The sequence below is a fragment of the Pseudomonas fluvialis genome, from assembly GCF_002234375.1.
Classification (GTDB): Bacteria; Pseudomonadota; Gammaproteobacteria; order Pseudomonadales; family Pseudomonadaceae; genus Aquipseudomonas; species Aquipseudomonas fluvialis.
In genome coordinates, this window is the sequence record NZ_NMQV01000007.1 from 22743 (window position 1) to 44002 (window position 21260).

Below are 21260 nucleotides of genomic sequence, written 5' to 3' on the forward strand. Positions count from 1 at the left end.
TTAGAGTGCGGGCTTGGCCCGTGCCGCCGACAGGCACGAGCACCGACTTATGGATGGAGCAGAGCATGGCCCTGAATAAAGACCAACTGATTACCGACATTGCCGAAGCCACCGACCTGAGCAAGACCAGCGTACGCGCGGTGCTCGACCAGCTGGCTCAGATTGCCGCGGACGAACTGGAACACAGCGGCGAAATCACCCTGCCCGGCCTCGGCAAGCTGAAGGTTGGCGAACGCCCGGCACGCACCGGCCGCAACCCGCAAACCGGTGCAAGCATCCAGATTGCCGCCAAGAAGGTCGTCAAGTACGTGCCGGCCAAAGCACTGGCCGACAGCCTCAACGCCTAACAGCAGTTTTGCAGAGGCCTGCCGCGCTCGCGGCAGGTTGTGCAGCTCACTTCTCGACGAACGCTCGTTCGATCAGATAGTCCCCGGGCTCGCCCAGGCGCGGGGAAATCTTCAGCCCGAACTCATCCAGCACCGCACTGGTTTCATCCAGCATGCTCGGGCTGCCACAGATCATCGCGCGGTCATCCTGCGGATTGATCGGCGGCAGGCCGATGTCTGCGAACAACTTGCCACTGCGCATCAGGTCGGTCAGACGCCCCTGGTTCTCAAAGGGCTCGCGGGTGACGGTCGGGTAGTAGATCAGCTTCTCGCGCACCGCCTCGCCAAAGTATTCGTTGTTGGGCAAATGCTCGGTAATGAACTGGCGGTAGGCCACCTCGTTCACATAACGCACCCCATGCACCAGGATCACCTTGTCGAAGCGCTCGTATACCGCCGGGTCCTGGATGACACTGATAAAGGGAGCCAGCCCAGTGCCGGTGGACAGCAGGTAGAGGTGCTTGCCCGGCAGCAGGTCGTCGAGCAACAGGGTGCCGGTGGGTTTCTTGCTGATCAGGATCGGATCACCTTCCTTGAGGTGCTGTAACTGCGAGGTCAGCGGACCATCCGGCACCTTGATGCTGAAGAACTCCAGGGTTTCCTCATAGTTCGGGCTGGCAATCGAGTAGGCACGCAACAACGGACGGCCAGTCTCCTGCTGCAAACCGATCATTACAAACTGGCCGTTCTCGAAACGCAGCCCTGGGTCACGGGTGCATTTGAAGCTGAACAGGGTGTCGTTCCAGTGATGCACGCTCAGCACGCGCTCGATGTTCAGGTTACTCATTGCCAGGGCTCCGCACAGCGATAGATCGAGGGGTTGCGCAGCATTCTAGGGAGCGGCACTCTATCCGTTAATCAGATAGTAAAGATAAGGCTTATCGAGAATACAGATATGAAGTTCACCCTGCGCCAGCTTGAAGTCTTCACCGCCGTGGCCAGCCACGAAAATGTCTCGCGCGCAGCCGAACAGCTCTCGCTCTCGCAGTCTGCCACCAGCACCTCACTGGCGGAACTGGAGCGACAGTTCGATTGCCAGCTGTTCGACCGCCTGGGCAAGCGCCTGCTGCTCAATGCACTGGGTCGACAACTGCTCCCCCAGGCGGTGGCCTTGCTCGACAGGGCTCGGGAAATCGAACAGCTGCTGCATGGTCATAGCGGCTACGGCTCCCTATCGGTAGGAGCCACCCTGACGGTTGGCAACTACCTGGCGACCCTGCTGCTCGCGCACTTCATGCAACGCCATGGCGACTGCCGTGCCGCACTGCATGTGCATAACACCGCCAGCGTGGTGCAGCAGGTCGCCAACTTCGAGCTGGATCTGGGACTGATCGAAGGGGACTGCCAGCATCCGGACATCATCGTCGAGCCCTGGGTAGAGGATGAACTGGCCGTATTCTGCGCGCCTCACCACCCCCTGGCACAACAGCCCAGGATCAGTCTGGACAGACTGTTCGCACAGAGCTGGATCCTCCGCGAGCAAGGCTCCGGCACCCGCCTGACCTTCGACCGCGCCGTGCGCCACCACAATCGCCCCTTGAATATCCGTCTGGAGTTGGAGCATACCGAGGCCATCAAGCGCGCCGTGGAGTCTGGGCTGGGCGTGGGCTGCATATCCCGCCTGGCGTTACGCGACGCGGTACGCCGTGGCAGCCTGGTGATCCTGGAAACCCCTGAGCTCGACCTGCGCCGGGCGTTCTGCTTCATCTGGCACCGCCACAAGTACCAGAGCGCGGCGATGCGCGAGTTCCTCGAACTGTGCCGGGCGCTCACCGCTGGCGTCAGCCGCAGCGATCAGATCGTACTCCCGGAGATTGCCTGATCAACCGAGCAGGACAATAGCCCATACAGCCGCAATCAAAGTGAGGGCACAGAACTGCGCGGCACTCCCCATGTCCTTGGCATTTTTCGACAGGGGATGCCGCTCCAGGGAGATACGATCAACAGCCGCTTCAAGCGCCGAGTTGAGCAACTCGACGATCAGCGCCAGCAGGCACACCGCTACCAGCAGGGCACGTTCACCACGACTGACTGGCAAGTACAGTGCCAGCGGCACCAGCAGCAGGTTGAGCCAAAGCAACTGGCGAAACGCGGCTTCGCCCGTGTAGGCCGCACGCAAGCCAGCCAATGAATACCCGGCCGCATTGAGAACGCGCCGCACGCCAACCTGACCCTTGAAGGGCGACATACTCGACACCCCGGTCAACTGGCCGGCACGGATTCCATCTGCTGCAACAGCAACGCGGCCTGGGTTCGGGTACGCACGTTGAGCTTGCGGAAGATGGCCGTGACATGCGCCTTGATGGTTGCTTCCGAGACATTCAGCTCGTAGGCAATCTGTTTGTTGAGCAGGCCGTCACAGACCATCGCCAACACACGAAACTGCTGCGGCGTGAGACTGGCCAGGCCTTCACTGGCGGCACGTGCTTCGGCGCTCAGCGCAGCCCCTTCCTGCAACTGCGGCGGCCACCAGACATCACCATCCAGCACCGCACGCACCGCTTCCTGCAGCACCGGCAAGGCACTGGATTTGGGGATGAAACCGCTGGCCCCGAACTCATGAGCTCGCGCCACCACGGCCGCCTCTTCCTGAGCGGAAATCATCACCACCGGGATCTGCGGATATTGTCCACGCAACAACACCAGGCCGGAGAAGCCATAGGCGCCTGGCATGTTGAGGTCAAGCAACACCAGATCCCAGTCGCTCTTCTGTGCCAGGCAGGCTTCCAGTTCGGCAATGCTGGCCGCTTCGACCAGATTGACCTCGCCGGCCAAGCCTTGGCTCAGCGCCTGATGCAGGGCGCTGCGAAACAACGGGTGGTCATCGGCGATGAGGATATCGAAAGCAGCCATGGGCAATTCCCTGTGTTTTTGTTGTGCGGCCGAAAAACCGGCACAGCATGCCGAGCGATGACGGGGTGGTCAAGTTTGCGCCTTTGCGGCAAAGTCTGCGCCTTTTTCGCACGAGCACAACACATGAACCGCCAAGCCCTGCGTGCCGATCTACTGATGCTGCTGACCGCGATGATCTGGGGCTCGGCCTTTGTCGCCCAGCGCCTGGGCATGGACTTCATTGGCCCCTTCCTGTTTACCGCTCTGCGCTTCTGTCTGGGCGCACTGATTCTGTTGCCGCTGTTCCTGCGCAAACCGCGCCATCGGCCGGCCGAACCGCTCAACCGGGGACTGTTACTGGGCGGCATCGTCATGGGCCTGGCCCTGACGGTAGGTATCAACCTGCAACAGGTCGGCCTGCTGTTCACTACGGTCACCAACTCGGGCTTCATTACCGGGCTGTATGTCATCGTCGTGCCCTTGCTGGGCCTACTGATTGGTCAACGCGCCGGCCTGGGCACCTGGCTGGGTGCCAGCCTGGCGGTGGTTGGCATGTTCTTTCTCAGCGTCGGCGAAAACTTCCAGGTAGCTTCTGGCGACTGGCTGCAACTGGCCGGTGCCTTTGTCTGGGGGCTGCATGTACTGCTGGTCGGGGTGTTCGCGCAGCGCCACGACCCGATTCGCCTGGCAGTCATCCAGTTCGCCACCTGCGGCCTGATCAGCCTGCTCCTGGCTGTACTACTGGAACCGATTGTCTGGTCGGCCATCGTCCAGGCCGCACCGGCCATCCTCTATGGCGGCATCATCGCGGTAGGCATCGGCTACACCCTGCAGGTGGTTGCCCAGCAACACGCGATTGCCTCGCATGCGGCCATCCTCTTCTCACTGGAAGCCGTGTTTGCGGCACTGGCCGGCGCGTTCTTTCTCGATGAGTCGCTGGCCTTGCGCGGTTATTTCGGCGCCGCGCTGATGTTCATCGGCATGCTGGTTGCACAACTGTGGCCACGCCGGCTAGCCAACTGATCAGCCGGCTGCTGGCTCGATGCAGGCTGCCAAGGCTTCGTGGGCGGCACTGCGCAGATTCAGCGGCCAGGCACGCTTAGCGGCGATATAGCGCTCGGTGAACACTTCCAGGTAAGCCTCCACTACGGCAGCGGCGCGAGGCGCGCCGGCCAGTTCCAGGCATAACCCGGCCACCTCCGCCGTACACAGGTGCTCGGCATACTTGGAACGACGCAGTCGGTAACGCGACAGTTGCTCAGGCTGCAGGCTGAGCACCGGGAAGCCCTCCAGATAAGGGCTCTTGCGGAACATCTTGCGCGCCTCGCTCCAGGTTGCATCGAGCAGGATGAACAGCGGTTTGCCCGCGGTTTGCTCCGTAGGCAAGCTGTGCAGCACCCGCTGCGGCTCGACATATTCACCGGGGAACACCACATAGGGTTGCCACTGTGGATCAGCCAGCAACTGCAGGAGCGCCGGGTCAACCTCGGTACGCGACCAGCCAAAGGCAAAGGTGTCGGGCAACAGGTCGGCAATCAACCAACCGGTATTGCTCGGCTTGAGCGGCTCCACATCATGCATCAGCAGGCACACACCCGCATCGGCCTGCACGCGCGGGCGCAACTCACACATGCAATAGCTGGGCAACAAACGACAGCCGGCACAGCGCTCACAACGTGAACCACGTGCCAGGAAGGGTCGACTGCTGCGTGCCAGGCGAGCGGCACGCAGTCGGGATACAGCATGCTCGGTCATGCAAATACTCGGCAAAAACCTGCCGCCCAGGTCGGGCAGGCAGACAAGGCGCGCCAGTTTAGTGACAATGAGTACTTACAACCAGTCAGCGAACCCGGAAAACCACCATGCTTCGACCGATGCTCGTACTGCTGTGCAGCCTGTTGCCACTCACCAGCCAGGCTGCGTCGCTGAAGACCCACGAACTCGAGCAACTACTGGCACAGGTAGCCCGAGCCAGCAGCCAGGGAACCCCGCGCGCGATCAATGAAGACATCCTCGACCAAGGCTTCCAGGCCGAAGGTCGCACCCTGATCAACTACCTGAGCGTGCGTGCCGAGCATGCCCGACAGATGCAGGCCAATCCCGATGCAGTACGTCGTCAGCTACAGGCCAGTGTCTGTGCCAATCCCGGCTTCGTACGCCTGCTGCGCCAGGGCGCGCAGTTGCGCTATGAATTCAGCGAATACCGCAGCAATCGCCCGGTGATCCGCGAGCAATTCAACGCAGCAGACTGCCCGTAATCAGGCACTGTCTCAGTCCGCTTTCTTCTGCACCAGGGGCTGCGCCTGCTGTTCCTGTTGCAACTCACTGAGCAGCGAGTGCAGGAAACGGGAGCGTCGCAAGCCGCCCTCCAGGCGTCGGATGCACTCGTCTTCCAGCTCACTGTGGTTTTCCCGCGCCGCCTGCAACAGCAGGCGGTACAGGTCCAGATCCACTTCCAACGTCAGCTTGGGCATGTTTTTCGTCCTTAAAATGCCACAGGGTGTACCCGCTTAACGCACTACCCGAGGGTCTCCCTTGCCAGCCACGGCAGCAGCCTCCTCCTGGGTCAGCAACGCCGTGCGCGGCAAGTCCAGCAAACGGGCACTGGCTGCCAGAACATTAGCCCAGCTGGCACGATTGGCAAACTGCATACCCGCCTCATCCAGCGTGCCGCCGCGATTGCGATAGCCCAACACGGCGCTGCTGGCTGCATTGGGCAACAACGGCCAGAGGTGGCCACGCGCCACCTCGGGGCGCATATGCGTCAGCAGAATGCGCTTCTCGCAAGCCGCCGGGAACAACTGTTCAACCAGTTCTGCAGGCGCCAGCGCGGCCTGCTCCCAGGTATCACGCGGCGCACGAAAACGTCCGGGCTCCTGCAGATATACCAGACGATAGGCAAAACCTGCCTCACCCAGACGAGTGGCAGCCCGACGCATCTGCGCCAGCTGGTAACTGCCATTGGCAATCAGCAGCAGAGGTTCGTTGCCCGCCACCTCCTCCACCAGCAGGGCACCATCGCGGGCCAGTTGCTCGGCCTGTAGCGGGGTGAAATGACAGGGTTGCTCACGCTTGGGCGCCACCACGCAGGCCAGTTGCCCGCGCGCCTGGTAGATCCCCGGCAAGAGTGCCAACAGGCTGTTGTGGTCTGCCGGAAAGAGCACCCGCAGCATGTCGCTCATCTCGCCGAGCAGGGCTTCACAAAAGGTAGTGTCCTGGTGGGATTGCTGGTTCTTGCCGTTCTCCCAGGTGTGCGAGGTAGCCACCAGCGGCCAGCCCAGCCAGCCGGCCGGACGGCCCACTTCCTTCTGCTGACGGGCATAGATGATGCTTTGCCGCACCGCACCCAGCATCTTCGGACAGAACGCCTCATAACTGGCAACCAGGTTCAGACCGCCCTGATTGGCCAGGCAGGCCGAGACCACCGCTTCTTCATTGAGCGCGGTGATGACCTTGCCATCCAGTGCTTCCAGCTCGCTCTCCGGTTGGCATACCCGATGACGCAAGGCTGCCAGCACGCCGCCCAGGCGATTGCTGGCCAGCTCGTCGGGATTGCCAACACGCGGGCGCAACTGCGGGTTGAGGGCTACCAGGTCAACAAAGAAACGATCCAGCGCCGCCATCGGCGAGCAGGCTTCTTCCCGGTAGTGCAGAGAGGGCAGCTGTGGTGCCTCGGGACGGCGATTGGCCAGCGCGGTATCCCGCTCGCTGACCCGTCCCTGACGCGCGCCGATCAGTCGCTGGCAGGCCTGCTGCAACTCCTGTGGAGGCACCCAGAGCGGTGCGGCATGTTCGTTGAACAACGCGCGCGCCTGTACATCGACATGCGGATTACCCGGCAACGGCAGGTTATGCGCGGCGTTGCTGCCGGCACCATAAAAGCCAAAGCCCTTGAGGGTTTCGGCAATCCCGTAAGGGATCGGCAGCGGGTAATGCAGAATGCCACTGCGCAGCTCCTCGACGCGCCGAGTCAGACGCTGCTCCATTTCCCACAAGGCGCACACAAAAGCAGCCGGATCGCGACCATCGAAGTGGATGGGGTCGAAGCCACAGCGCGCCAGATGCTGGCTGAAGCCCAACAACCCTTCATGGGTACCCATTTCCGTACGCTGTTCGATGCGCCGCCCATTGGCGATCATCACCGGGAAGGTCTGCCCGCAATCCTCGGCACGCCACCAGCGCGGAATCCAGTCACTGCCGCGCTGCTCCTCGGCCGCCCCATCGGACAGGAAGGCCACCAGTTTTTCCCCAGGCAAGGGCATATGCGCGTATTGCAACTCGGCGAAGCCCAGGTAGCCACCTTCGATGACACCACCCGCCGTATGCGGATTGACGTGACTACCCAGTGGCGCCGCAGGGCTGCCATCCGCGGCCTGCGCATAGCCATAGAAATCCGTCAGCAAGCGTTCGGCAGCGTCCTCGCTGCCCTGGTAGCGGGCTTGCTGTTCGGCATGCTGGTTCTGCAACAACAGGTTGATGGCCTCGATGGCCGCCACGCAGTGCCCCTGCCCCATCAGCCAGGCGCGCGTCTCGCCGGTCAGGGCATTGAGGGTCAGGTAACCTGCATAGGCCGGCACCATGTTCAAGGCGCCGCCGGTGTGTCCTTCCGGCTGGGGCTTGAAATCTTCGGCGGCCAACGGTGCGCCATCCCAATGCAGGCGGCGCGCATAGGTCATATGGACGACCAGCCAGAGCCCCGCAGCACTGACCCGGTCCAGCGCAGTCAGCAATTCGTATACCGTAGCCAGGTCAGGCTGCTGGCCAGCCTGTACCAGTTGGTGAGCCAGGCGATAAACCGCTGCCTGGGTCGGCAGGCTATGCTGGATCACCCCGTACCCCTGGCGCCAGCGGGCAAAGGTGGCTTCTGTGGCGGCGTGCGCATCCAGTTCGCTTTGACTGGGGAGCAACTGTGACATGATGGGTCTCCATTGCAGAACTGGCAGCAGTCTAGACCGATACGCCCAGGGTGGCGCTGACCTGCATCAAGGGCCGGCCTGCCACACTCTGGCAAGCTGCCGCAGAAACACATGACGGAGAACACGCATGGCCTTGCTGACCTTTCTCGGAGCCATCCAACAGGTAACCGGCTCCTGCTACCTGATCGAAAGCCGCGACGGCGCCAAGGTGCTGCTGGAATGCGGCATGCGCCAGGGGCGCCGCGAAGACGTGGAAGGCAACCGTGCGCCCTTCCCCTTCGACCCTGCCAGCCTGCAGGCGGTGGTGATTTCGCACGCTCACCTCGACCACAGCGGGCTGCTGCCGCGCCTGGTAGCCAGCGGCTACAACGGCCCCATCTATGCCACCGAAGCCACCTGCGAACTGCTCGAACTGATGCTGCTCGACTCGGCGCATATCCAGGAGCATGACGCCGAGTGGGAAAACAAGTGGCGCGCACGCAGTGGCAAGCCCCCGGTGGTGCCGCTGTACACCACGCTGGATGCCGAGAAGGCCCTCAAGGCTCGCCGCCCCCTTCCCTACGAACAGACCACCGAAGTCGCCCCCGGGGTCAGCATCACCTACCACGATGCCGGGCACATCCTCGGTTCGGCCATCGTCGAAGTAGAGATCCACGACCACCACCTGACGCGTCACGTGGTGTTCTCCGGCGACCTGGGCAACACCTGTTCGCCGCTGATGCGTAACCCCAAGACACTCAAGCGTGCCGACCTGGTACTGATGGAATCAACCTACGGCGACCGTGACCATCGCTGCAGCGAGGCCACCCTCGACGAACTGGCTGAAATCCTCCAGCAAGCCCATCGCGATGGTGGCAATGTGCTGATTCCGTCCTTCGCGGTTGGCCGTACCCAGGACCTGATCTACCACCTTGGGCGTTTCTACCAGGAAGGCCGTTTGCCGCAGCAGGCCGTATTCCTCGACAGCCCCATGGCGATTCGTGCCAACGCCATCTACTCGCGCAACTATGACCAGTTTGCCGAGGCCGACCTGGCCATGCTGCGCGCCAAGAACGTCAAGCGCGTGGAGGACTGGCTGCCCATCCTGCGCTGCACGCCAACCCCGGAAGAGTCGATGGCCATCAACCGCATCAAGAGCGGCGCGATCATCATCGCCGGCAGCGGCATGTGCACCGGCGGAAGGATCGTCCACCACTTCAAGCACAACATCTGGCGCCAGGAATGTCATGTGGTATTTCCTGGTTTCCAGGCCCGCGGCACGCTGGGCCGCAGCATTGTCGACGGCGCCGAGTTCATCAAGGTGCTGCACCAGCGCTTTGCCGTGCGTGCCAAGGTGCACACGCTGGGCGGTTTTTCCGCGCATGCAGGCCGCGCGCAACTGATCGACTGGGTCAGCCATTTTGACCACCACCCCGAACTGTACCTGGTACATGGCGAGCTGGAGAAAATGCAGGCCCTGCAAAAGACCCTCAAGGAGCAGTTGAACTGGGACGCGAGCATCCCGGAACCTGGCGAGCAAATCGCTATCTGAAGCCAGGAATAACGCAGGAGGAAAGGCATGCCCTTTGAAGCTGACGACTACCTGTCGCGCCACTTCCAGACCAGTGGCGTCGACCTCAACCGCAAGCTGGATGAGCTGATCAGTCTGGCCGTCCCGCCGGGCAGCCCCAACCAGGCGCTATACCGGGAAATGCTGCTGAGCGTGACGCGCATGGCGCAGGCTGACCGCAACCGCTGGGACGCCAAGATCATGTTGCAGACCCTGCGCGAGATGGAGTCGGCCTTCAGCCGCCTGGAACAGTTCAAACGTCGCCGTAAGGTCACGGTGTTCGGCTCAGCCCGTACGCCAGGCAGCCATCCCCTCTACCAACTGGCCCGCGAGCTGGGACGGCATCTGGCCGAGCTGGACCTGATGGTGATTACCGGCGCGGGCGGCGGCATCATGGCCGCGGCCCACGAAGGTGCCGGACGCGAAAACAGCCTGGGATTCAATATCACCCTGCCCTTTGAACAGGGCGCCAATGCGGTGGTGGACGGCACCGGCAACCTGCTGGAATTCCACTTCTTCTTCCTGCGCAAGCTGTTCTTCGTCAAGGAGGCCGATGCCATGGTGCTCTGCCCGGGCGGCTTCGGCACCCTCGACGAGGCCCTGGAAGTACTGACACTGGTGCAGACCGGCAAAAGCCCGCTGGTGCCCATCGTGCTGCTCGACCAACCAGGCGGGCAGTACTGGCATGGCGCACTGCAATTCATGCGCGAGCAACTGGAGGCCAATCACTACATTCTGCCCAGCGACCTGCAGCTGATGCGCCTGGCACACAGTGCCGAGGAAGCCACCCAGGAAATCGCCCGTTTCTATCGCAACTTCCACTCCAGCCGCTGGCTGCGCGAGCTGTTCGTGATCCGCATGAACCACCCGCTAAGCGAGACGGCACTGGCCACCCTGCACAAGGAGTTTGCCGACCTGTGTGTCGAGGGCGGTTACCAGCAGCGCGCCTATTGCGAAAGCGAGAGCGATGAGCCGGAGTTTTGCGAGCTGATTCGCCTGGCGTTTCGCTTCAACGCCCGTGACCATGGCCGACTGCGCGAACTGGTCGACTTCATCAACCTGCCGCAGAACTGGGCACAAAACGGCTAGCCGCGATGCGCGGGTTCTTTTGCGCTCAGCTAAGGAGCCAGGGCTTGCCTGGCTAGGCCGGCAGCAGGGCTCGCCCATAGCCCTCGACAAACTCCGGCGGCATGCGTTTGGGCCTGCCGCTGGACAGCTCGATACACACGAAGGTGGTGCGTGCGCGCAACAGGGTGGCGGCATCACGACTGCGCCGCAGCTGGAAGTGCCGGGTCATTTTCAAACGCTGGTCAGACTCGATGATCCAGGTCGCCAGCTGCAGTTCGTCCCCCTGGTAGGCACTCGCCAGGTAATCGATTTCGTGGCGCAACACCGCCATGGCGCGATCGAGGCGTCGGTATTCCGCCAGATCCAGCCCCAGGCTTTGCGAATGACGCCAGGCACAACGCTCCAGCCAACTGACATACACCGCATTGTTGGCATGCCCGAGGCCATCGATATCCTCGGCCTGCACCTGCAGGTCGATCACAAAGGGCGCATCCACCCAGTCCCAGTTACTCATGCCGGCACCTCCAGGCTGCCCGCCAGTTGCCGGGCCTCCACGGCCAACTGGCTGATCTGATCCCAGGCGCGCGCGCGCACCAGGCTGTGCGGGGCAATCCAGGTCCCGCCGACACAGGCAACATTCGGCAAGCGCAGGAAGGTCAGCAGGTTATCGGCTGTCACGCCCCCGGTAGGGCAGAAACGAATGCCGGTAAACGGCCCCTTGAAGCTCTTGAGCATTTTCACACTGGTGGTGCCGTTGGCCGGAAACAGCTTCAGCGAGCGGTAGCCGTATTCCAGGGCCAGGAGCACCTCGGAAGGCGTCATCACCCCAGGCAGATAGGGCAACCCGCAGTCTTCCGCCGCCGCGGCCAGGCGCTCGGTACAGCCAGGACTGACACAGAACTGTGCACCGGCATCACGGGCCTCGGCAAATTGTTCGGTATGGATCAGCGTCCCCGCGCCCACCAGCAGCTCGGGAAACTGCCGGCGAATGGCCTGCAGCGCCTCAAGGGCGCGCGGCGTGCGCAGGGTGACTTCAAGCACCTCTATACCTCCGGCCTGCAAGGCGGCGGCCAGGTCAAGCGCCAGGTCAACTTCCTCGATCACCAGCACCGGCAACACCGGGCGGGCGCGCTGCAATACCTGCTCCATCGTCAAGCTCATCTCAGTCATCCTCGTTCGGGCAACAGGCGCCCTGGTCGGCCGGGCCTACCAGGCGTCGCTGGGCGGCAAACAGTTCCAGACCATAGCCACTCGCCAACGCAGCCGCAGCACGCGCTGGCAAACGCTCGGCCAGTTGCTCATCCGGCACATGCAGGTGCAGGCAAGCGCTGTGCGCATCCAGGCTGATCAGGTCACCGTCGACGACCTGGGCCAATGCGCCACCGGCTGCCGCTTCCGGAGTCAGGTGCAAAGCCGCCAGCACCTGACCGGAGGCCCCCGACAGACGCCCGTCGGTAAGCAGGGCAACGCGCTGCCCGGCCGCCTGCAGGTTGGCCAGCAGCGGCATCAGCTTGTGCAGTTCGGGCATGCCATTGGCACGCGGTCCCTGGAAGCGCACCACCAGCACCAGGTCACCTTGTAGTGCACCGTTGGCATAAGCCTCCAGCACCGCGGCCTCGCTGGCAAAGACGCGGGCTGGTGCACAGATTTGCCAGTAGGCCGGATCAACTGCACTGGTCTTGAGCATGGCCCGCCCCAGGTTACCCTGCAGCAGCAGCATGCCTGCTTCGTCAGCAAAAGGGCTCGTGCACGGACGCAGGATATCCGCAGGCGGCGGCGTGTCGGGTAATTCACGCCAGGCCAGACGCCCTGCCGCCAGCCAGGGTTCACGACAATAGTCCTGCAAGCCGTGCCCGGCGACGGTGGCGACGTCGCCGTGCAGCAGGCCCCCATCGAGCAGCTCGCCGAGCAGCCAGGCCGGGCCACCGGCGGCCTGAAACTGGTTCACATCAGCAGCGCCATTGGGGTAAATGCGCGCCAGCAATGGCACCACCTTGGACAGGGCGGCAATATCTTCCCAGCGCAGCTCATAACCGGCAGCTCGGGCAATCGCCGGCAAGTGCAGGCAGTGGTTGGTCGATCCGCCACTGGCCAGCCAGGCCACCACGCCATTGACCAGCACCCGCGCATCAAGCATTTCAGCCAACGGCAAGGGGCGCGCGCCATGGCGGCTGTTGTGCACGATCAGGCGTGCCGCCTCGTCGGTCAGCGCCCCACGCAACGGCGAGTCTGGCGGCACAAAGGCACTGCCCGGCACATGCAGCCCCATAGCCTCCATCAGCAACTGATTACTGTTGGCCGTACCGTAAAAGGTGCAGGTGCCTGCGCCATGGTAAGCCGCCAGCTCCGCTTCAAGCAGTTCTTCGCGGGAGGCTTCGCCACGCGCATAACGCTGACGCACGTCGGCCTTGGCCTTGTTCGGCAAGCCGGACGCCATAGGACCCGCTGGCACGAACAGTGCCGGCAGGTGCCCGAAGTGCAGTGCGCCAATCAGCAGGCCAGGAACAATCTTGTCGCAGACTCCGAGGTACAGCGCGCCATCAAAGATGCCGTGGCTCAAGCCAATGGCGGTTGCCTGGGCGATCAGGTCGCGGGAGAACAGTGATAGCTGCATGCCCGCCTCACCCTGGGTAATGCCATCACACATCGCTGGCACACCGGCGGCAAACTGGGCGCTGGCCCCCAGGCCGAGCAGGGTCGCCTTGAGTTGCTCGGGATACTCGCGCAACGGGGCATGCGCCGACAGCAGGTCGTTGTAGCTGGACACTATGCCGATATGCGCGGAGCGCCCCTGGCGCATGATCAACCGGGCCGGTTCATTCTGCGCAGCCAGGGCATGGGCCAGGTTGGAGCAGCCCAGCGCCTGCGGCCTGGGTCGCTCGCGGGCCCCCTGCATGCGCTGCAGGTAAGCACTGCGCCGCGCCTGGGAGCGCAGCTCAATGGCCGCAGTGATCTGCTCGACGTGGGGATTCAACATGCTCTTTCCCAAGGCTGGCGAGAGGCGCAGTGTAACCCGTCAGGGTGCCCAGTAGACTGTCAGTGGACGATCACTGGCCGCCAACAGCCGGGTAATCGGCAACTCGGCATAACACTGCGGCCGGGCCTGAATCTGCTGCAACAAGCGTTGCTTGGCCGTGCCGAACGCCAGCAGGCCCAGCCACTGGCTGCGTAACAGCAAGCCCAACTGCAGGCTTATGCGCTGCACAGGCGGCTGCGCGGCGAGGCTCATGCAGGCCGCCTCGCCGCAGGCGGCCTGATCATCCAACGGAGGAAACAGCGAGGCCACATGACCGTCTTCACCCATGCCCAGCAACACCGCACTGAAGGGCGCCCAACTAGCCACCTGCTCTCCCCAGTTCTGTGCTGCCTGTTCGATATGCTCGGCCTGTCGAGGATCCAGCACAAAGGCCTTTGGCAAGCCGCTATACAGTAGCCGCCAGTTGCTCTGCGGCGCATCCGCCGCCACCCAGCGCTCGTCGGTCGGACTGATACGCAGCGCACGCCAGTCCAGTTCCTGCTCGGCCAGCAATGGCAACAATGCGGCTGGCGAACTGCCCCCGGGCAGCAACAGACTGACCATATCCTGTTCCTGCTGCGCTGCACGCAGCAGACGCCCGAGATCGTCGGCCAACTGTGTCAGACAGGCTTCGCGCGAGGTAAATATTTGCCAGGCTAGGTGGGCGGTCATGCGGCCATCCAAAAAGAAAGTCTTGGACATCATGCCTGTTGCGCAGGCTGCCCGTCGCCCTCGACCAAGGTCGGGTCAGAGGAAAAAGTTATTCTCGGCATGACAGTAGCCGGCCCCCTTCCCCGCCTTGCAACGCTCGACGAAATAACGTTTGGCTGCCTTGCGGCAGTCACGATAATTCAAGGATCCGGCACGGTAGTTGGCACACACCGAGGCGTAGTCGATCCAGCCATCCTGACTGCGCCAATGCGCGGTAAAGACCTGGCGACTGCGATCATGCTGCTGCCAGTAGACCTTGGCCTGCTGCTTGACCCAGCGTGGCGGTGCCGGTTTGGCCGCGACCGGCAGGCGCGTTGGCGGCAGCATGCGATTAACAGCCGGTCGCGGCTGGTAGTTATACGTATTGAAATCGGTTTGCCGTGATACGGCCTGCTCTTGCGCCTGCACATCGCGCTGCCACTGCAACGCCGGCTCCTCTCCGGCCAGCGCCTGGCCGCCCAGCCATAACAGCATCAGCCCCTGCATGATCTTGTGCATCCTGCACCTCCTGCTTCGTGATGACGGCCACCCTGGCCGCTACAGCAACGCTAGCACAGCATTACGCCAAGCACTGGGCCGTATATTCAGCTTGAATTCAGCCAGTATGGCTAAGCTGTCCTCACTGAAACGCAACATCCAGCCAATGAGGAACCTGTCATGAACAAGCTGACTACCCTGTTTACCACCACCCTGCTGATCGCCACCGCCGGTCTGGCCCAGGCCCGCGACCTCGGTCCGGACGAAGCGCTGCGTCTGCGCGATGCCGGCACCATCCAGTCCTTTGAAAAACTCAATGCGGCGGCACTGGCCAAGCACCCGGGCGCCAACGTCGAAGAGACCGAACTGGAAGAAGAGTACGGCCGCTATATCTACCAGGTAGAGCTGCGCGACGAGAAAGGCGTGCAGTGGGACATGGAGCTGGACGCCAGCACCGGTGCCATTCTCAAGGACCAGATGGACGACTGATCAGCGTCCATGCCGCGCCCCCGCCACAGCCGTGTGGCGGGGTTTTCGTTGTGTAACCTGCCGGCTCACCCTCCTGGTTGCCCAGAGGCCACAGCACGGGCCACCGCACAAGATCATTCGCCAGCAACCAGCCAGGTATAGCCAGCCGCCGTCATGCCAAGCGACGTCTGGGTGCCTACCGACAGCATTGTTGCTGACAATTCTGTATATTTGCATTTCTCGATTTGACGATTATTATGCCGACGCCTTGACGGTTGCATCAGCCTGGATAGGCCGGCTGGGCTGACCAGCCGCTTTCCACGCCATTAAATCTATTTTTCGAGATATCAAGATTAATATGAGCCAGTTTCCTGCACTCTTCACGCCTCTGCAGTTGGGCCCCTACACCCTGCGTAATCGCATCGTCCTGCCTCCGCTGACCCGCTCGCGCAGCACACAGCCCGGCAATATCGCCAACGAATTGATGGCCGAGTATTACCAGCAACGTAGCAGTGCGGGTTTCATGGTCAGCGAAGGTACACAGATCGAGCCACGCGGCCAGGGCTACGCCTGGACACCCGGCATCCACAGCACCGAACAGATTGCCGGCTGGCAAAAGGTTACCCGTGCCGTGCATGACGCCGGCGGCGTGATCTTTGCCCAACTCTGGCATGTTGGTCGGGTTTCCCACACAGCCTTGCAACCCGAGGGTCAGGCACCGGTAGCGCCTTCGGCGATTCCCGCCAGTCAGGTCAAGGTGTTCATTGAGACCGCGCCGGATAGCGGCATGCTCAGTGAACCCTCGATGCCCCGCGAACTGACTACCGCCGAGGTACGCGAACTGGTCCAGTACTATGCACAAGCGGCGCGCAATGCCCTGCAGGCTGGCTTCGACGGTGTAGAGCTGCACTGTGCCAATGGCTATCTGGTCAACCAGTTCATCTCCGCCCACAGCAACCAGCGCAGCGATGAGTACGGCGGATCACTGGACAATCGCCTGCGCTTTCTCCGCGAGATCACCCAGGCAGTCGCCGAGGTCGTCGGCCCACAACGCCTCGGTGTGCGTTTCGCGCCGCTGTTTAGCAGCACCGACGAGGAACGCGTCTATCTGGGGCTGGTAGAGGATGATCCGCAGGCCACTTACCTGGCCGCCATTCGGCATCTGGAGGAGCTGGGTATCGCCTACCTGTCGCTGGCCGAAGCGGACTGGGAAGGCGCCGAGGAACTGCCGGAGAGCTTCCGCTGGGCAGTACGGCGGGCGTTCAGCGGGCGCATCCTGTATGCCGGGCGCTACGATGCACCACGTGCAGCAGCGGCCATTGAAGCCGGCTGGGCCGACCTGATCGGCTTCGGTCGTTCTTTCATCGCCAATCCCGACCTGCCAACGCGCATCGCCAATGGCTGGCCGCTCAATGCGCTGGACAGCACCAGCATGTACGGAGGCACTGCGCAGGGCTACACCGACTACCCCCGCCACCCCGCTTAAGCAAAGGACATGGCGTTCTGCTCAGCAGGACAGCCAGCGAACGAGCGGAAAAATATCGTAAGATCGCCGGCAACCCGCCCTGCGCAGAATGCGTCCGGCGGATTGCCGGCAAGCCTCCTGCGATCAGGCAACCTGCCGGAGTATTTCATCCACCGAACAGACCCGCAGCGGCCCCTGCCCCCATGACTATCGATGTTAGCGAAGCGCTGAAGGCGCTAGACAACCCTACCCGCCTGGCCATCCTCAGCCTGCTCAAGGAGCCGCGCAAGAACTTCCCTGAACAGGAAGTCGATCCGCAACAGATAGGTGTTTGCGTGAGCATCATTCAGGAGAAGATCGGACTCTCGCAGTCCACCACCTCCAACTACCTGACCATCCTGCAACGCGCGCAACTGGTCAGCTCACAGCGCATCGGCCCTTGGACCTACTACAAGCGCGACGAAGCGAAAATCCAGGAACTCCTGCTGGCCCTGCAGGAACGTCTCTGAGCCGGGCGCAGCGCAACAGCAGCAGTTTTCAGCGACTACCGCGCGTCAGCCTTTGAAGCCTTTCGCGACCAGATACACCTCACGCGAACGTGGGCGTGAAGCCTCTGGCTTGCGAATCATCACCTTCTCGAAAGAGCTGCGCACATCGCGCAGAAATTCGTCAGAACCCTCGCCCTGGAAGACCTTGACCGCGTAGTTGCCACCCGGCTTGAGTACCTGACGTACCATGTCCAGGGTCAGTTCGACCAGGTACATCGAAGCGGCCTGGTCGGCCGCTGCCACGCCACTGATGTTGGGCGCGATATCGGAAATGATCAGGTCCGGCTGGCGACCATTGAGCTTGGCGAGGATCTGCTGAAACACAGCTTCATCGGTGAAGTCGCCCTGGATGAAGTCGACGTTGTCCAGCGGGTCCATTGGCAGGATATCGCTGGCGATGACCCGACCATGATCACCGACGATCTTGCCAGCCACCTGTGACCAACCTCCTGGCGCCGATCCCAGATCCATGACCAGCATGCCCGGGCGGATCAGCTTGTCCTTGTCGTTCAGCTCGATCAGTTTGTAACTGGCGCGCGAGCGATAACCGTCCTTCTGTGCGCGTTTCACATAAGGATCGTTGACGTGTTCATTCAGCCAGCGGCTACTGCTTTTGGAGCGTTTCATGGGGACGACCGGACAATGCGGAAATGGGCAACACATGCCCTGAGAAATTCAGAACAGGTTCGTGTTGCAGGCAAATTGGCGGCAATTATAAGCGGATAATCGCCCATGGGCTAAATGCCCGGCGCTGAGCCCGCCTGACAGCCTGCCGGAGCACAGGTACAATCGCGACCTCCCACCCTTTCTATTCTCCTTTGCCGGAGTCACCGGCCAGGATTTCCCCATGATTCGCCTCACCGAGCTGTCCCTGCCCCTCGATCATGCTGCTGATGAATTGCCCCAGGCCATTGCCCGCCGCCTGGGCATCTCCGCCGCCGAGCTGCTGAACTTCAGTGTATTCAAGCGCAGCTACGACGCGCGCAAGAAGAACAGCGTGATCCTGTTCATCTACATCATCGACCTGGAAGTGCGCGACGAGGCGAGTGTGCTGGCGCGCTTCGCCGACGACCCGCACGTTCGCCCGGCACCGGACACGAATTACTACCCGGTCGGCCAGGCGCCGGCCGGCCTGAGCGAGCGCCCTATCGTGGTGGGTTTCGGCCCCAGCGGGTTGTTCGCCGCGCTGCTGCTGGCGCAGATGGGTTTCAAGCCGATCGTCTTGGAGCGCGGCAAGGATGTGCGCCGGCGCACCAAGGACACCTGGGCACTGTGGCGCAAGAAAACCCTGACTGCCGAGTCCAACGTGCAGTTTGGCGAGGGTGGTGCTGGCCTGTTCTCCGACGGCAAGCTGTACAGCCAGATCAAGGACCCGAAGTTCTACGGCCGCAAGGTGATGCACGAGTTCGTCCGTGCCGGCGCGCCGGAAGAGATCATGTACGTCAGCAAGCCACATATCGGCACCTTCCGCCTGACCGGCGTGGTGGCGGCCATGCGCGAAGAGATCATTGCCCTCGGCGGCGAAGTACGTTTCGAGAGCAAGGTGACTGATCTGCTGATCAACGACGGTCAACTCGAAGGCGTAGTGCTGGCCAACGGCGAAACCCTGCGCAGCCGCCATGTGGTGCTGGCGCTGGGGCACAGCTCGCGCGACACCTTCCGCATGCTGCACCGCCAGGGCGTATTCATCGAGGCCAAGCCCTTCGCCATCGGCTTCCGTATCGAGCACCCGCAATCGCTGATCGACCAGGCGCGCCTGGGCAAGTACGCCGGCCATCCGGAGCTCGGCGCCGCCGACTACAAGCTGGTCTACCACGCCAAGAACGGTCGTGCCGTATACAGCTTCTGCATGTGCCCGGGCGGCACCGTGGTGGCCGCCACCTCCGAGCCGGAACGCGTGGTAACCAACGGCATGAGCCAGTACTCACGCAACGAGCGCAACGCCAACGCCGGCATCGTCGTCGGCATCAACCCGGAACAGGACTTCCCCGGCGGCCCGCTGGCCGGCGTGGAGTTCCAGGAGCGCCTGGAGTCGCGCGCCTATGAACTGGGTGGGCGTGACTACTGCGCACCGGCGCAACTGGTCGGCGATTTCATTCGCGGTGTGCCATCGAGCGAACTGGGCGAGGTGGAACCTTCCTACAAACCCGGCGTACGCCTGGGCGACCTGGCAGCGTCGCTGCCTGACTACGCCATCGAGGCCATTCGCGAGGCACTGCCGGCCTTCGGCAAACAGATCCGTGGCTTCGACCGGGACGACGCGGTACTCACCGGCATCGAAACCCGCACCTCGTCGCCGGTGCGCATCACCCGTGACAACGAGACCCTGCAAAGCCTCAACCTCAAGGGCCTGTACCCGGCCGGCGAGGGTGCCGGCTACGCCGGCGGCATCCTCTCGGCGGGGGTAGATGGCATCAAGGTGGCCGAAGCGATAGCTCGTTCGATGCTGGCCGAGCACAGCCCGCAATGAAACTCGACGACATCAAGAAGCTGCAGCAGAAGAAGTACCGCGCCGAATTCGGCCACTTCCTGGTAGAGGGCGAGCACCTGCTGCTGGAGCTAGACAAGGCCGCAGCGCGCAACCCTGCGTTGCTCGCCAGCCAGCTCTATGTCACCGCCGCCTATCAGCACTGGGAAAGCCCGTTCAAGACCCAACTGATCAGCGAACGACAGATGGCGCAGATCGCCGACACCCATACACCACAAGGCATTCTCGCCGTGGTGCCCATGGCAGCACTGACAACAACGGCGGCGACTACGCCTACACGGGCCGTCTATCTGCACGAAATCCAGGATCCGGGCAACCTTGGCACCATCTTGCGCACGTTGGCCTGGTTCGGCGGTTTCCGCTGCCTGCTCAGCCCCGGCAGCGTCGACCCCTACAACCCCAAGGTGGTTCGCGCCAGCATGGGGGCTATTTTTCATGTTCCCCTGGAGCTGGAGGTAAACTTGGAATCTCTGGCCAGTCGATTCCCACGCATTGCCTGCCTGGACATGCAAGGCGAGCCGGTGCAGTCGCCAGCCTTTGCCCGCTTCGACTGCTATCTGTTCGGCAACGAGGCGCGCGGCGTTCCCCGCGAACAGCTGACATCCCTCCACGCCCGCCCCTTCACCATCGCTGGTTGCGGCGCGATCGAATCACTCAATCTGGCGACAACGGTAAGCCTGTGTGCCTATGAGCTGAAAAAGTAAGTGTGTAGCACGGCACGCTTAACGCAGAGTCTTTCGCAAGTGCCATATAAACAAAAAGCCCCGGTGTTTTTTCACCGGGGCTTTTTGTTTATATGGCGGGAAGATAGGGACTTTCCGAAAAACAGGCTACAGCCCAGTAAAATCAAGCATTACAGGCACTTACAGACCGTTTTGCTACAAATTTTTGCTACAAATCCATAGAAAAAACGACTAGCCTGTCACCCTAAAGAACATGTTCTTTATGGGTGAACCAAAATGGCTAGCGACAACCTCGTCTTACGTTCGGGCACTTGGCACGCCCGCCTAGCGATTCCACAGGACGCCAGACCTGCACTCAACCGACGAGAGTTCACCGCTTCGCTCAAGACAGGCTCCAAGACCGAAGCCCAGCGGCTAAAAATCCCCTACCTACAGGAATGGCAATCAATGATTGCCAAAGCTCGCAGCGCAGCGAAGATCGACCCCGAAGACGCCCGCATTGAAGCAATGAATCGCCCCGGCTTTTGTGGAGGCCGTTTCGTTTAAGTCAGGCCGCCATGGCCTGACCTGCTTGTTGCTGGTGGAAGTTTGCCTCAGCCTCCGCAGGCGGGATATAGCCGATTGAGCTCAACAGGCGCTGGTGGTTGTACCAG

At 62.3% G+C, this 21260-nt stretch carries 24 protein-coding genes; 12 read left to right on the plus strand and 12 right to left on the minus strand.

All coding sequences use genetic code 11. The features are described 5' to 3' along the window. Nucleotides 1–65: 65 nt before the first annotated feature. Nucleotides 66–347: an HU family DNA-binding protein gene (locus tag CFY91_RS05400; protein WP_093985329.1), complete on the plus strand. Its 282-nt coding sequence runs from the start codon at nucleotides 66–68 to the stop codon at nucleotides 345–347. A 46-nt stretch (nucleotides 348–393) separates the two neighbouring features. Here CFY91_RS05400 and fpr read toward each other — a convergent pair whose 3' ends face one another. After that, entirely contained in the window at nucleotides 394–1173 is a 780-nt protein-coding gene (gene fpr, locus CFY91_RS05405) for a ferredoxin-NADP reductase (protein ID WP_093985330.1), read from the minus strand. Between the two features lie 108 nt (nucleotides 1174–1281). Here fpr and CFY91_RS05410 point away from each other — a divergent pair, with 108 nt between their 5' ends. Continuing rightward, nucleotides 1282–2208 carry a LysR family transcriptional regulator gene (locus tag CFY91_RS05410; protein WP_093985331.1) on the plus strand — a complete coding sequence of 309 codons (927 nt, stop codon included), beginning with the start codon at nucleotides 1282–1284 and terminating at the stop codon, nucleotides 2206–2208. Here CFY91_RS05410 and CFY91_RS05415 read toward each other — a convergent pair whose 3' ends face one another. Both CFY91_RS05415 and erdR read right to left on the minus strand, forming a co-directional pair. Continuing rightward, nucleotides 2209–2574 (minus strand): diacylglycerol kinase, encoded by a 366-nt coding sequence (locus CFY91_RS05415; RefSeq protein ID WP_093985332.1) that lies wholly within the window; start codon nucleotides 2572–2574, stop codon nucleotides 2209–2211. A 14-nt stretch (nucleotides 2575–2588) separates the two neighbouring features. Beyond that, on the minus strand, nucleotides 2589–3239 hold the full coding sequence (erdR, locus tag CFY91_RS05420; RefSeq protein ID WP_093985333.1) for a response regulator transcription factor ErdR: 651 nt from the start codon (nucleotides 3237–3239) through the stop codon (nucleotides 2589–2591). Between the two features lie 123 nt (nucleotides 3240–3362). On the opposite strand from erdR, the gene CFY91_RS05425 reads away from it, so the two are divergent. After that, entirely contained in the window at nucleotides 3363–4241 is an 879-nt protein-coding gene (locus CFY91_RS05425; RefSeq protein ID WP_093985334.1) for a DMT family transporter, read from the plus strand. Here CFY91_RS05425 and CFY91_RS05430 read toward each other — a convergent pair whose 3' ends face one another. After that, nucleotides 4242–4973: a tRNA-uridine aminocarboxypropyltransferase gene (locus tag CFY91_RS05430; protein WP_093985335.1), complete on the minus strand. Its 732-nt coding sequence runs from the start codon at nucleotides 4971–4973 to the stop codon at nucleotides 4242–4244. A gap of 107 nt (nucleotides 4974–5080) precedes the next feature. Between CFY91_RS05430 and CFY91_RS05435 the strand changes: the two genes are divergently transcribed. Beyond that, entirely contained in the window at nucleotides 5081–5476 is a 396-nt protein-coding gene (locus CFY91_RS05435) for a PA3611 family quorum-sensing-regulated virulence factor (protein ID WP_093985336.1), read from the plus strand. Nucleotides 5477–5488: 12 nt separating this feature from the next. Here CFY91_RS05435 and CFY91_RS05440 read toward each other — a convergent pair whose 3' ends face one another. Beyond that, nucleotides 5489–5692, minus strand: coding sequence for a hypothetical protein (locus CFY91_RS05440; RefSeq protein WP_093985337.1), 204 nt, complete (start codon nucleotides 5690–5692; stop codon nucleotides 5489–5491). A 36-nt stretch (nucleotides 5693–5728) separates the two neighbouring features. After that, entirely contained in the window at nucleotides 5729–8134 is a 2406-nt protein-coding gene (locus CFY91_RS05445) for a phosphoketolase family protein (RefSeq protein ID WP_093985338.1), read from the minus strand. 127 nt (nucleotides 8135–8261) lie between these two features. Here CFY91_RS05445 and CFY91_RS05450 point away from each other — a divergent pair, with 127 nt between their 5' ends. Beyond that, on the plus strand, nucleotides 8262–9665 hold the full coding sequence (locus CFY91_RS05450; protein ID WP_093985339.1) for an MBL fold metallo-hydrolase RNA specificity domain-containing protein: 1404 nt from the start codon (nucleotides 8262–8264) through the stop codon (nucleotides 9663–9665). 27 nt (nucleotides 9666–9692) lie between these two features. Further along, nucleotides 9693–10772, plus strand: a complete 1080-nt coding sequence (locus tag CFY91_RS05455; RefSeq protein WP_093985340.1) for an LOG family protein — start codon at nucleotides 9693–9695, stop codon at nucleotides 10770–10772. A 52-nt stretch (nucleotides 10773–10824) separates the two neighbouring features. On the opposite strand, the gene CFY91_RS05460 is transcribed toward CFY91_RS05455, so the two are convergent. From CFY91_RS05460 to CFY91_RS05480, 5 genes are all read right to left on the minus strand, one after another. Beyond that, on the minus strand, nucleotides 10825–11265 hold the full coding sequence (locus tag CFY91_RS05460) for an acyl-CoA thioesterase (protein WP_093985341.1): 441 nt from the start codon (nucleotides 11263–11265) through the stop codon (nucleotides 10825–10827). Then, entirely contained in the window at nucleotides 11262–11912 is a 651-nt protein-coding gene (locus tag CFY91_RS05465) for a bifunctional 4-hydroxy-2-oxoglutarate aldolase/2-dehydro-3-deoxy-phosphogluconate aldolase (protein ID WP_093985342.1), read from the minus strand. Before CFY91_RS05465 ends, CFY91_RS05460 begins: the two co-directional genes overlap by 4 nt. 1 nt (nucleotide 11913) lies before the next feature. Continuing rightward, nucleotides 11914–13725, minus strand: a complete 1812-nt coding sequence (gene edd, locus CFY91_RS05470) for a phosphogluconate dehydratase (protein WP_371870526.1) — start codon at nucleotides 13723–13725, stop codon at nucleotides 11914–11916. A gap of 42 nt (nucleotides 13726–13767) precedes the next feature. After that, nucleotides 13768–14439, minus strand: coding sequence for a 6-phosphogluconolactonase (locus tag CFY91_RS05475; protein ID WP_165765302.1), 672 nt, complete (start codon nucleotides 14437–14439; stop codon nucleotides 13768–13770). A gap of 75 nt (nucleotides 14440–14514) precedes the next feature. Further along, nucleotides 14515–14976 (minus strand): hypothetical protein, encoded by a 462-nt coding sequence (locus CFY91_RS05480; RefSeq protein ID WP_093985345.1) that lies wholly within the window; start codon nucleotides 14974–14976, stop codon nucleotides 14515–14517. Nucleotides 14977–15135: 159 nt separating this feature from the next. Between CFY91_RS05480 and CFY91_RS05485 the strand changes: the two genes are divergently transcribed. The 3 genes from CFY91_RS05485 to CFY91_RS05495 all read left to right on the plus strand — a co-directional run bounded on the left by CFY91_RS05485 (nucleotide 15136) and on the right by CFY91_RS05495 (nucleotide 17397). After that, entirely contained in the window at nucleotides 15136–15444 is a 309-nt protein-coding gene (locus CFY91_RS05485; protein WP_093985346.1) for a PepSY domain-containing protein, read from the plus strand. 337 nt (nucleotides 15445–15781) lie between these two features. Next, nucleotides 15782–16909 carry an alkene reductase gene (locus tag CFY91_RS05490; RefSeq protein ID WP_093985347.1) on the plus strand — a complete coding sequence of 376 codons (1128 nt, stop codon included), beginning with the start codon at nucleotides 15782–15784 and terminating at the stop codon, nucleotides 16907–16909. Nucleotides 16910–17091: 182 nt separating this feature from the next. Further along, nucleotides 17092–17397, plus strand: a complete 306-nt coding sequence (locus CFY91_RS05495) for an ArsR/SmtB family transcription factor (RefSeq protein WP_093985348.1) — start codon at nucleotides 17092–17094, stop codon at nucleotides 17395–17397. 45 nt (nucleotides 17398–17442) lie between these two features. On the opposite strand, the gene rlmE is transcribed toward CFY91_RS05495, so the two are convergent. Then, nucleotides 17443–18063, minus strand: a complete 621-nt coding sequence (gene rlmE, locus CFY91_RS05500) for a 23S rRNA (uridine(2552)-2'-O)-methyltransferase RlmE (RefSeq protein ID WP_093985349.1) — start codon at nucleotides 18061–18063, stop codon at nucleotides 17443–17445. A gap of 220 nt (nucleotides 18064–18283) precedes the next feature. On the opposite strand from rlmE, the gene CFY91_RS05505 reads away from it, so the two are divergent. The 3 genes from CFY91_RS05505 to CFY91_RS15880 all read left to right on the plus strand — a co-directional run bounded on the left by CFY91_RS05505 (nucleotide 18284) and on the right by CFY91_RS15880 (nucleotide 21153). Next, entirely contained in the window at nucleotides 18284–19906 is a 1623-nt protein-coding gene (locus CFY91_RS05505; RefSeq protein WP_093985350.1) for an NAD(P)/FAD-dependent oxidoreductase, read from the plus strand. Then, nucleotides 19903–20628, plus strand: a complete 726-nt coding sequence (locus CFY91_RS05510; protein ID WP_093985351.1) for a TrmH family RNA methyltransferase — start codon at nucleotides 19903–19905, stop codon at nucleotides 20626–20628. Before CFY91_RS05505 ends, CFY91_RS05510 begins: the two co-directional genes overlap by 4 nt. Nucleotides 20629–20883: 255 nt before the next feature. Then, a complete protein-coding gene (locus CFY91_RS15880; protein WP_133063671.1) occupies nucleotides 20884–21153 on the plus strand; it encodes a DUF6538 domain-containing protein in 270 nt (89 codons plus the stop codon). Nucleotides 21154–21260: the final 107 nt, after the last annotated feature.

What these genes read in the sequence shown, in the direction of transcription:
- CFY91_RS05475 (WP_165765302.1), bottom strand. Translation starts at nt 14,439, where the DNA reads ATGACCGCCCACCTAGCCTGGCAAATATTTACCTCGCGCGAAGCCTGT.
- CFY91_RS05440 (WP_093985337.1), bottom strand. Translation starts at nt 5,692, where the DNA reads ATGCCCAAGCTGACGTTGGAAGTGGATCTGGACCTGTACCGCCTGCTG.
- CFY91_RS05450 (WP_093985339.1), top strand. Translation starts at nt 8,262, where the DNA reads ATGGCCTTGCTGACCTTTCTCGGAGCCATCCAACAGGTAACCGGCTCC.
- erdR (WP_093985333.1), bottom strand. Translation starts at nt 3,239, where the DNA reads ATGGCTGCTTTCGATATCCTCATCGCCGATGACCACCCGTTGTTTCGC.
- CFY91_RS05455 (WP_093985340.1), top strand. Translation starts at nt 9,693, where the DNA reads ATGCCCTTTGAAGCTGACGACTACCTGTCGCGCCACTTCCAGACCAGT.
- CFY91_RS05435 (WP_093985336.1), top strand. Translation starts at nt 5,081, where the DNA reads ATGCTTCGACCGATGCTCGTACTGCTGTGCAGCCTGTTGCCACTCACC.
- CFY91_RS05480 (WP_093985345.1), bottom strand. Translation starts at nt 14,976, where the DNA reads ATGCACAAGATCATGCAGGGGCTGATGCTGTTATGGCTGGGCGGCCAG.
- CFY91_RS05465 (WP_093985342.1), bottom strand. Translation starts at nt 11,912, where the DNA reads ATGAGCTTGACGATGGAGCAGGTATTGCAGCGCGCCCGCCCGGTGTTG.
- CFY91_RS05430 (WP_093985335.1), bottom strand. Translation starts at nt 4,973, where the DNA reads ATGACCGAGCATGCTGTATCCCGACTGCGTGCCGCTCGCCTGGCACGC.
- CFY91_RS05485 (WP_093985346.1), top strand. Translation starts at nt 15,136, where the DNA reads ATGAACAAGCTGACTACCCTGTTTACCACCACCCTGCTGATCGCCACC.
- CFY91_RS05495 (WP_093985348.1), top strand. Translation starts at nt 17,092, where the DNA reads ATGACTATCGATGTTAGCGAAGCGCTGAAGGCGCTAGACAACCCTACC.
- CFY91_RS05510 (WP_093985351.1), top strand. Translation starts at nt 19,903, where the DNA reads ATGAAACTCGACGACATCAAGAAGCTGCAGCAGAAGAAGTACCGCGCC.
- CFY91_RS05410 (WP_093985331.1), top strand. Translation starts at nt 1,282, where the DNA reads ATGAAGTTCACCCTGCGCCAGCTTGAAGTCTTCACCGCCGTGGCCAGC.
- rlmE (WP_093985349.1), bottom strand. Translation starts at nt 18,063, where the DNA reads ATGAAACGCTCCAAAAGCAGTAGCCGCTGGCTGAATGAACACGTCAAC.
- CFY91_RS05490 (WP_093985347.1), top strand. Translation starts at nt 15,782, where the DNA reads ATGAGCCAGTTTCCTGCACTCTTCACGCCTCTGCAGTTGGGCCCCTAC.
- CFY91_RS05425 (WP_093985334.1), top strand. Translation starts at nt 3,363, where the DNA reads ATGAACCGCCAAGCCCTGCGTGCCGATCTACTGATGCTGCTGACCGCG.
- fpr (WP_093985330.1), bottom strand. Translation starts at nt 1,173, where the DNA reads ATGAGTAACCTGAACATCGAGCGCGTGCTGAGCGTGCATCACTGGAAC.
- CFY91_RS05505 (WP_093985350.1), top strand. Translation starts at nt 18,284, where the DNA reads ATGATTCGCCTCACCGAGCTGTCCCTGCCCCTCGATCATGCTGCTGAT.
- CFY91_RS15880 (WP_133063671.1), top strand. Translation starts at nt 20,884, where the DNA reads ATGGCTAGCGACAACCTCGTCTTACGTTCGGGCACTTGGCACGCCCGC.
- CFY91_RS05460 (WP_093985341.1), bottom strand. Translation starts at nt 11,265, where the DNA reads ATGAGTAACTGGGACTGGGTGGATGCGCCCTTTGTGATCGACCTGCAG.
- CFY91_RS05400 (WP_093985329.1), top strand. Translation starts at nt 66, where the DNA reads ATGGCCCTGAATAAAGACCAACTGATTACCGACATTGCCGAAGCCACC.
- CFY91_RS05415 (WP_093985332.1), bottom strand. Translation starts at nt 2,574, where the DNA reads ATGTCGCCCTTCAAGGGTCAGGTTGGCGTGCGGCGCGTTCTCAATGCG.
- CFY91_RS05445 (WP_093985338.1), bottom strand. Translation starts at nt 8,134, where the DNA reads ATGTCACAGTTGCTCCCCAGTCAAAGCGAACTGGATGCGCACGCCGCC.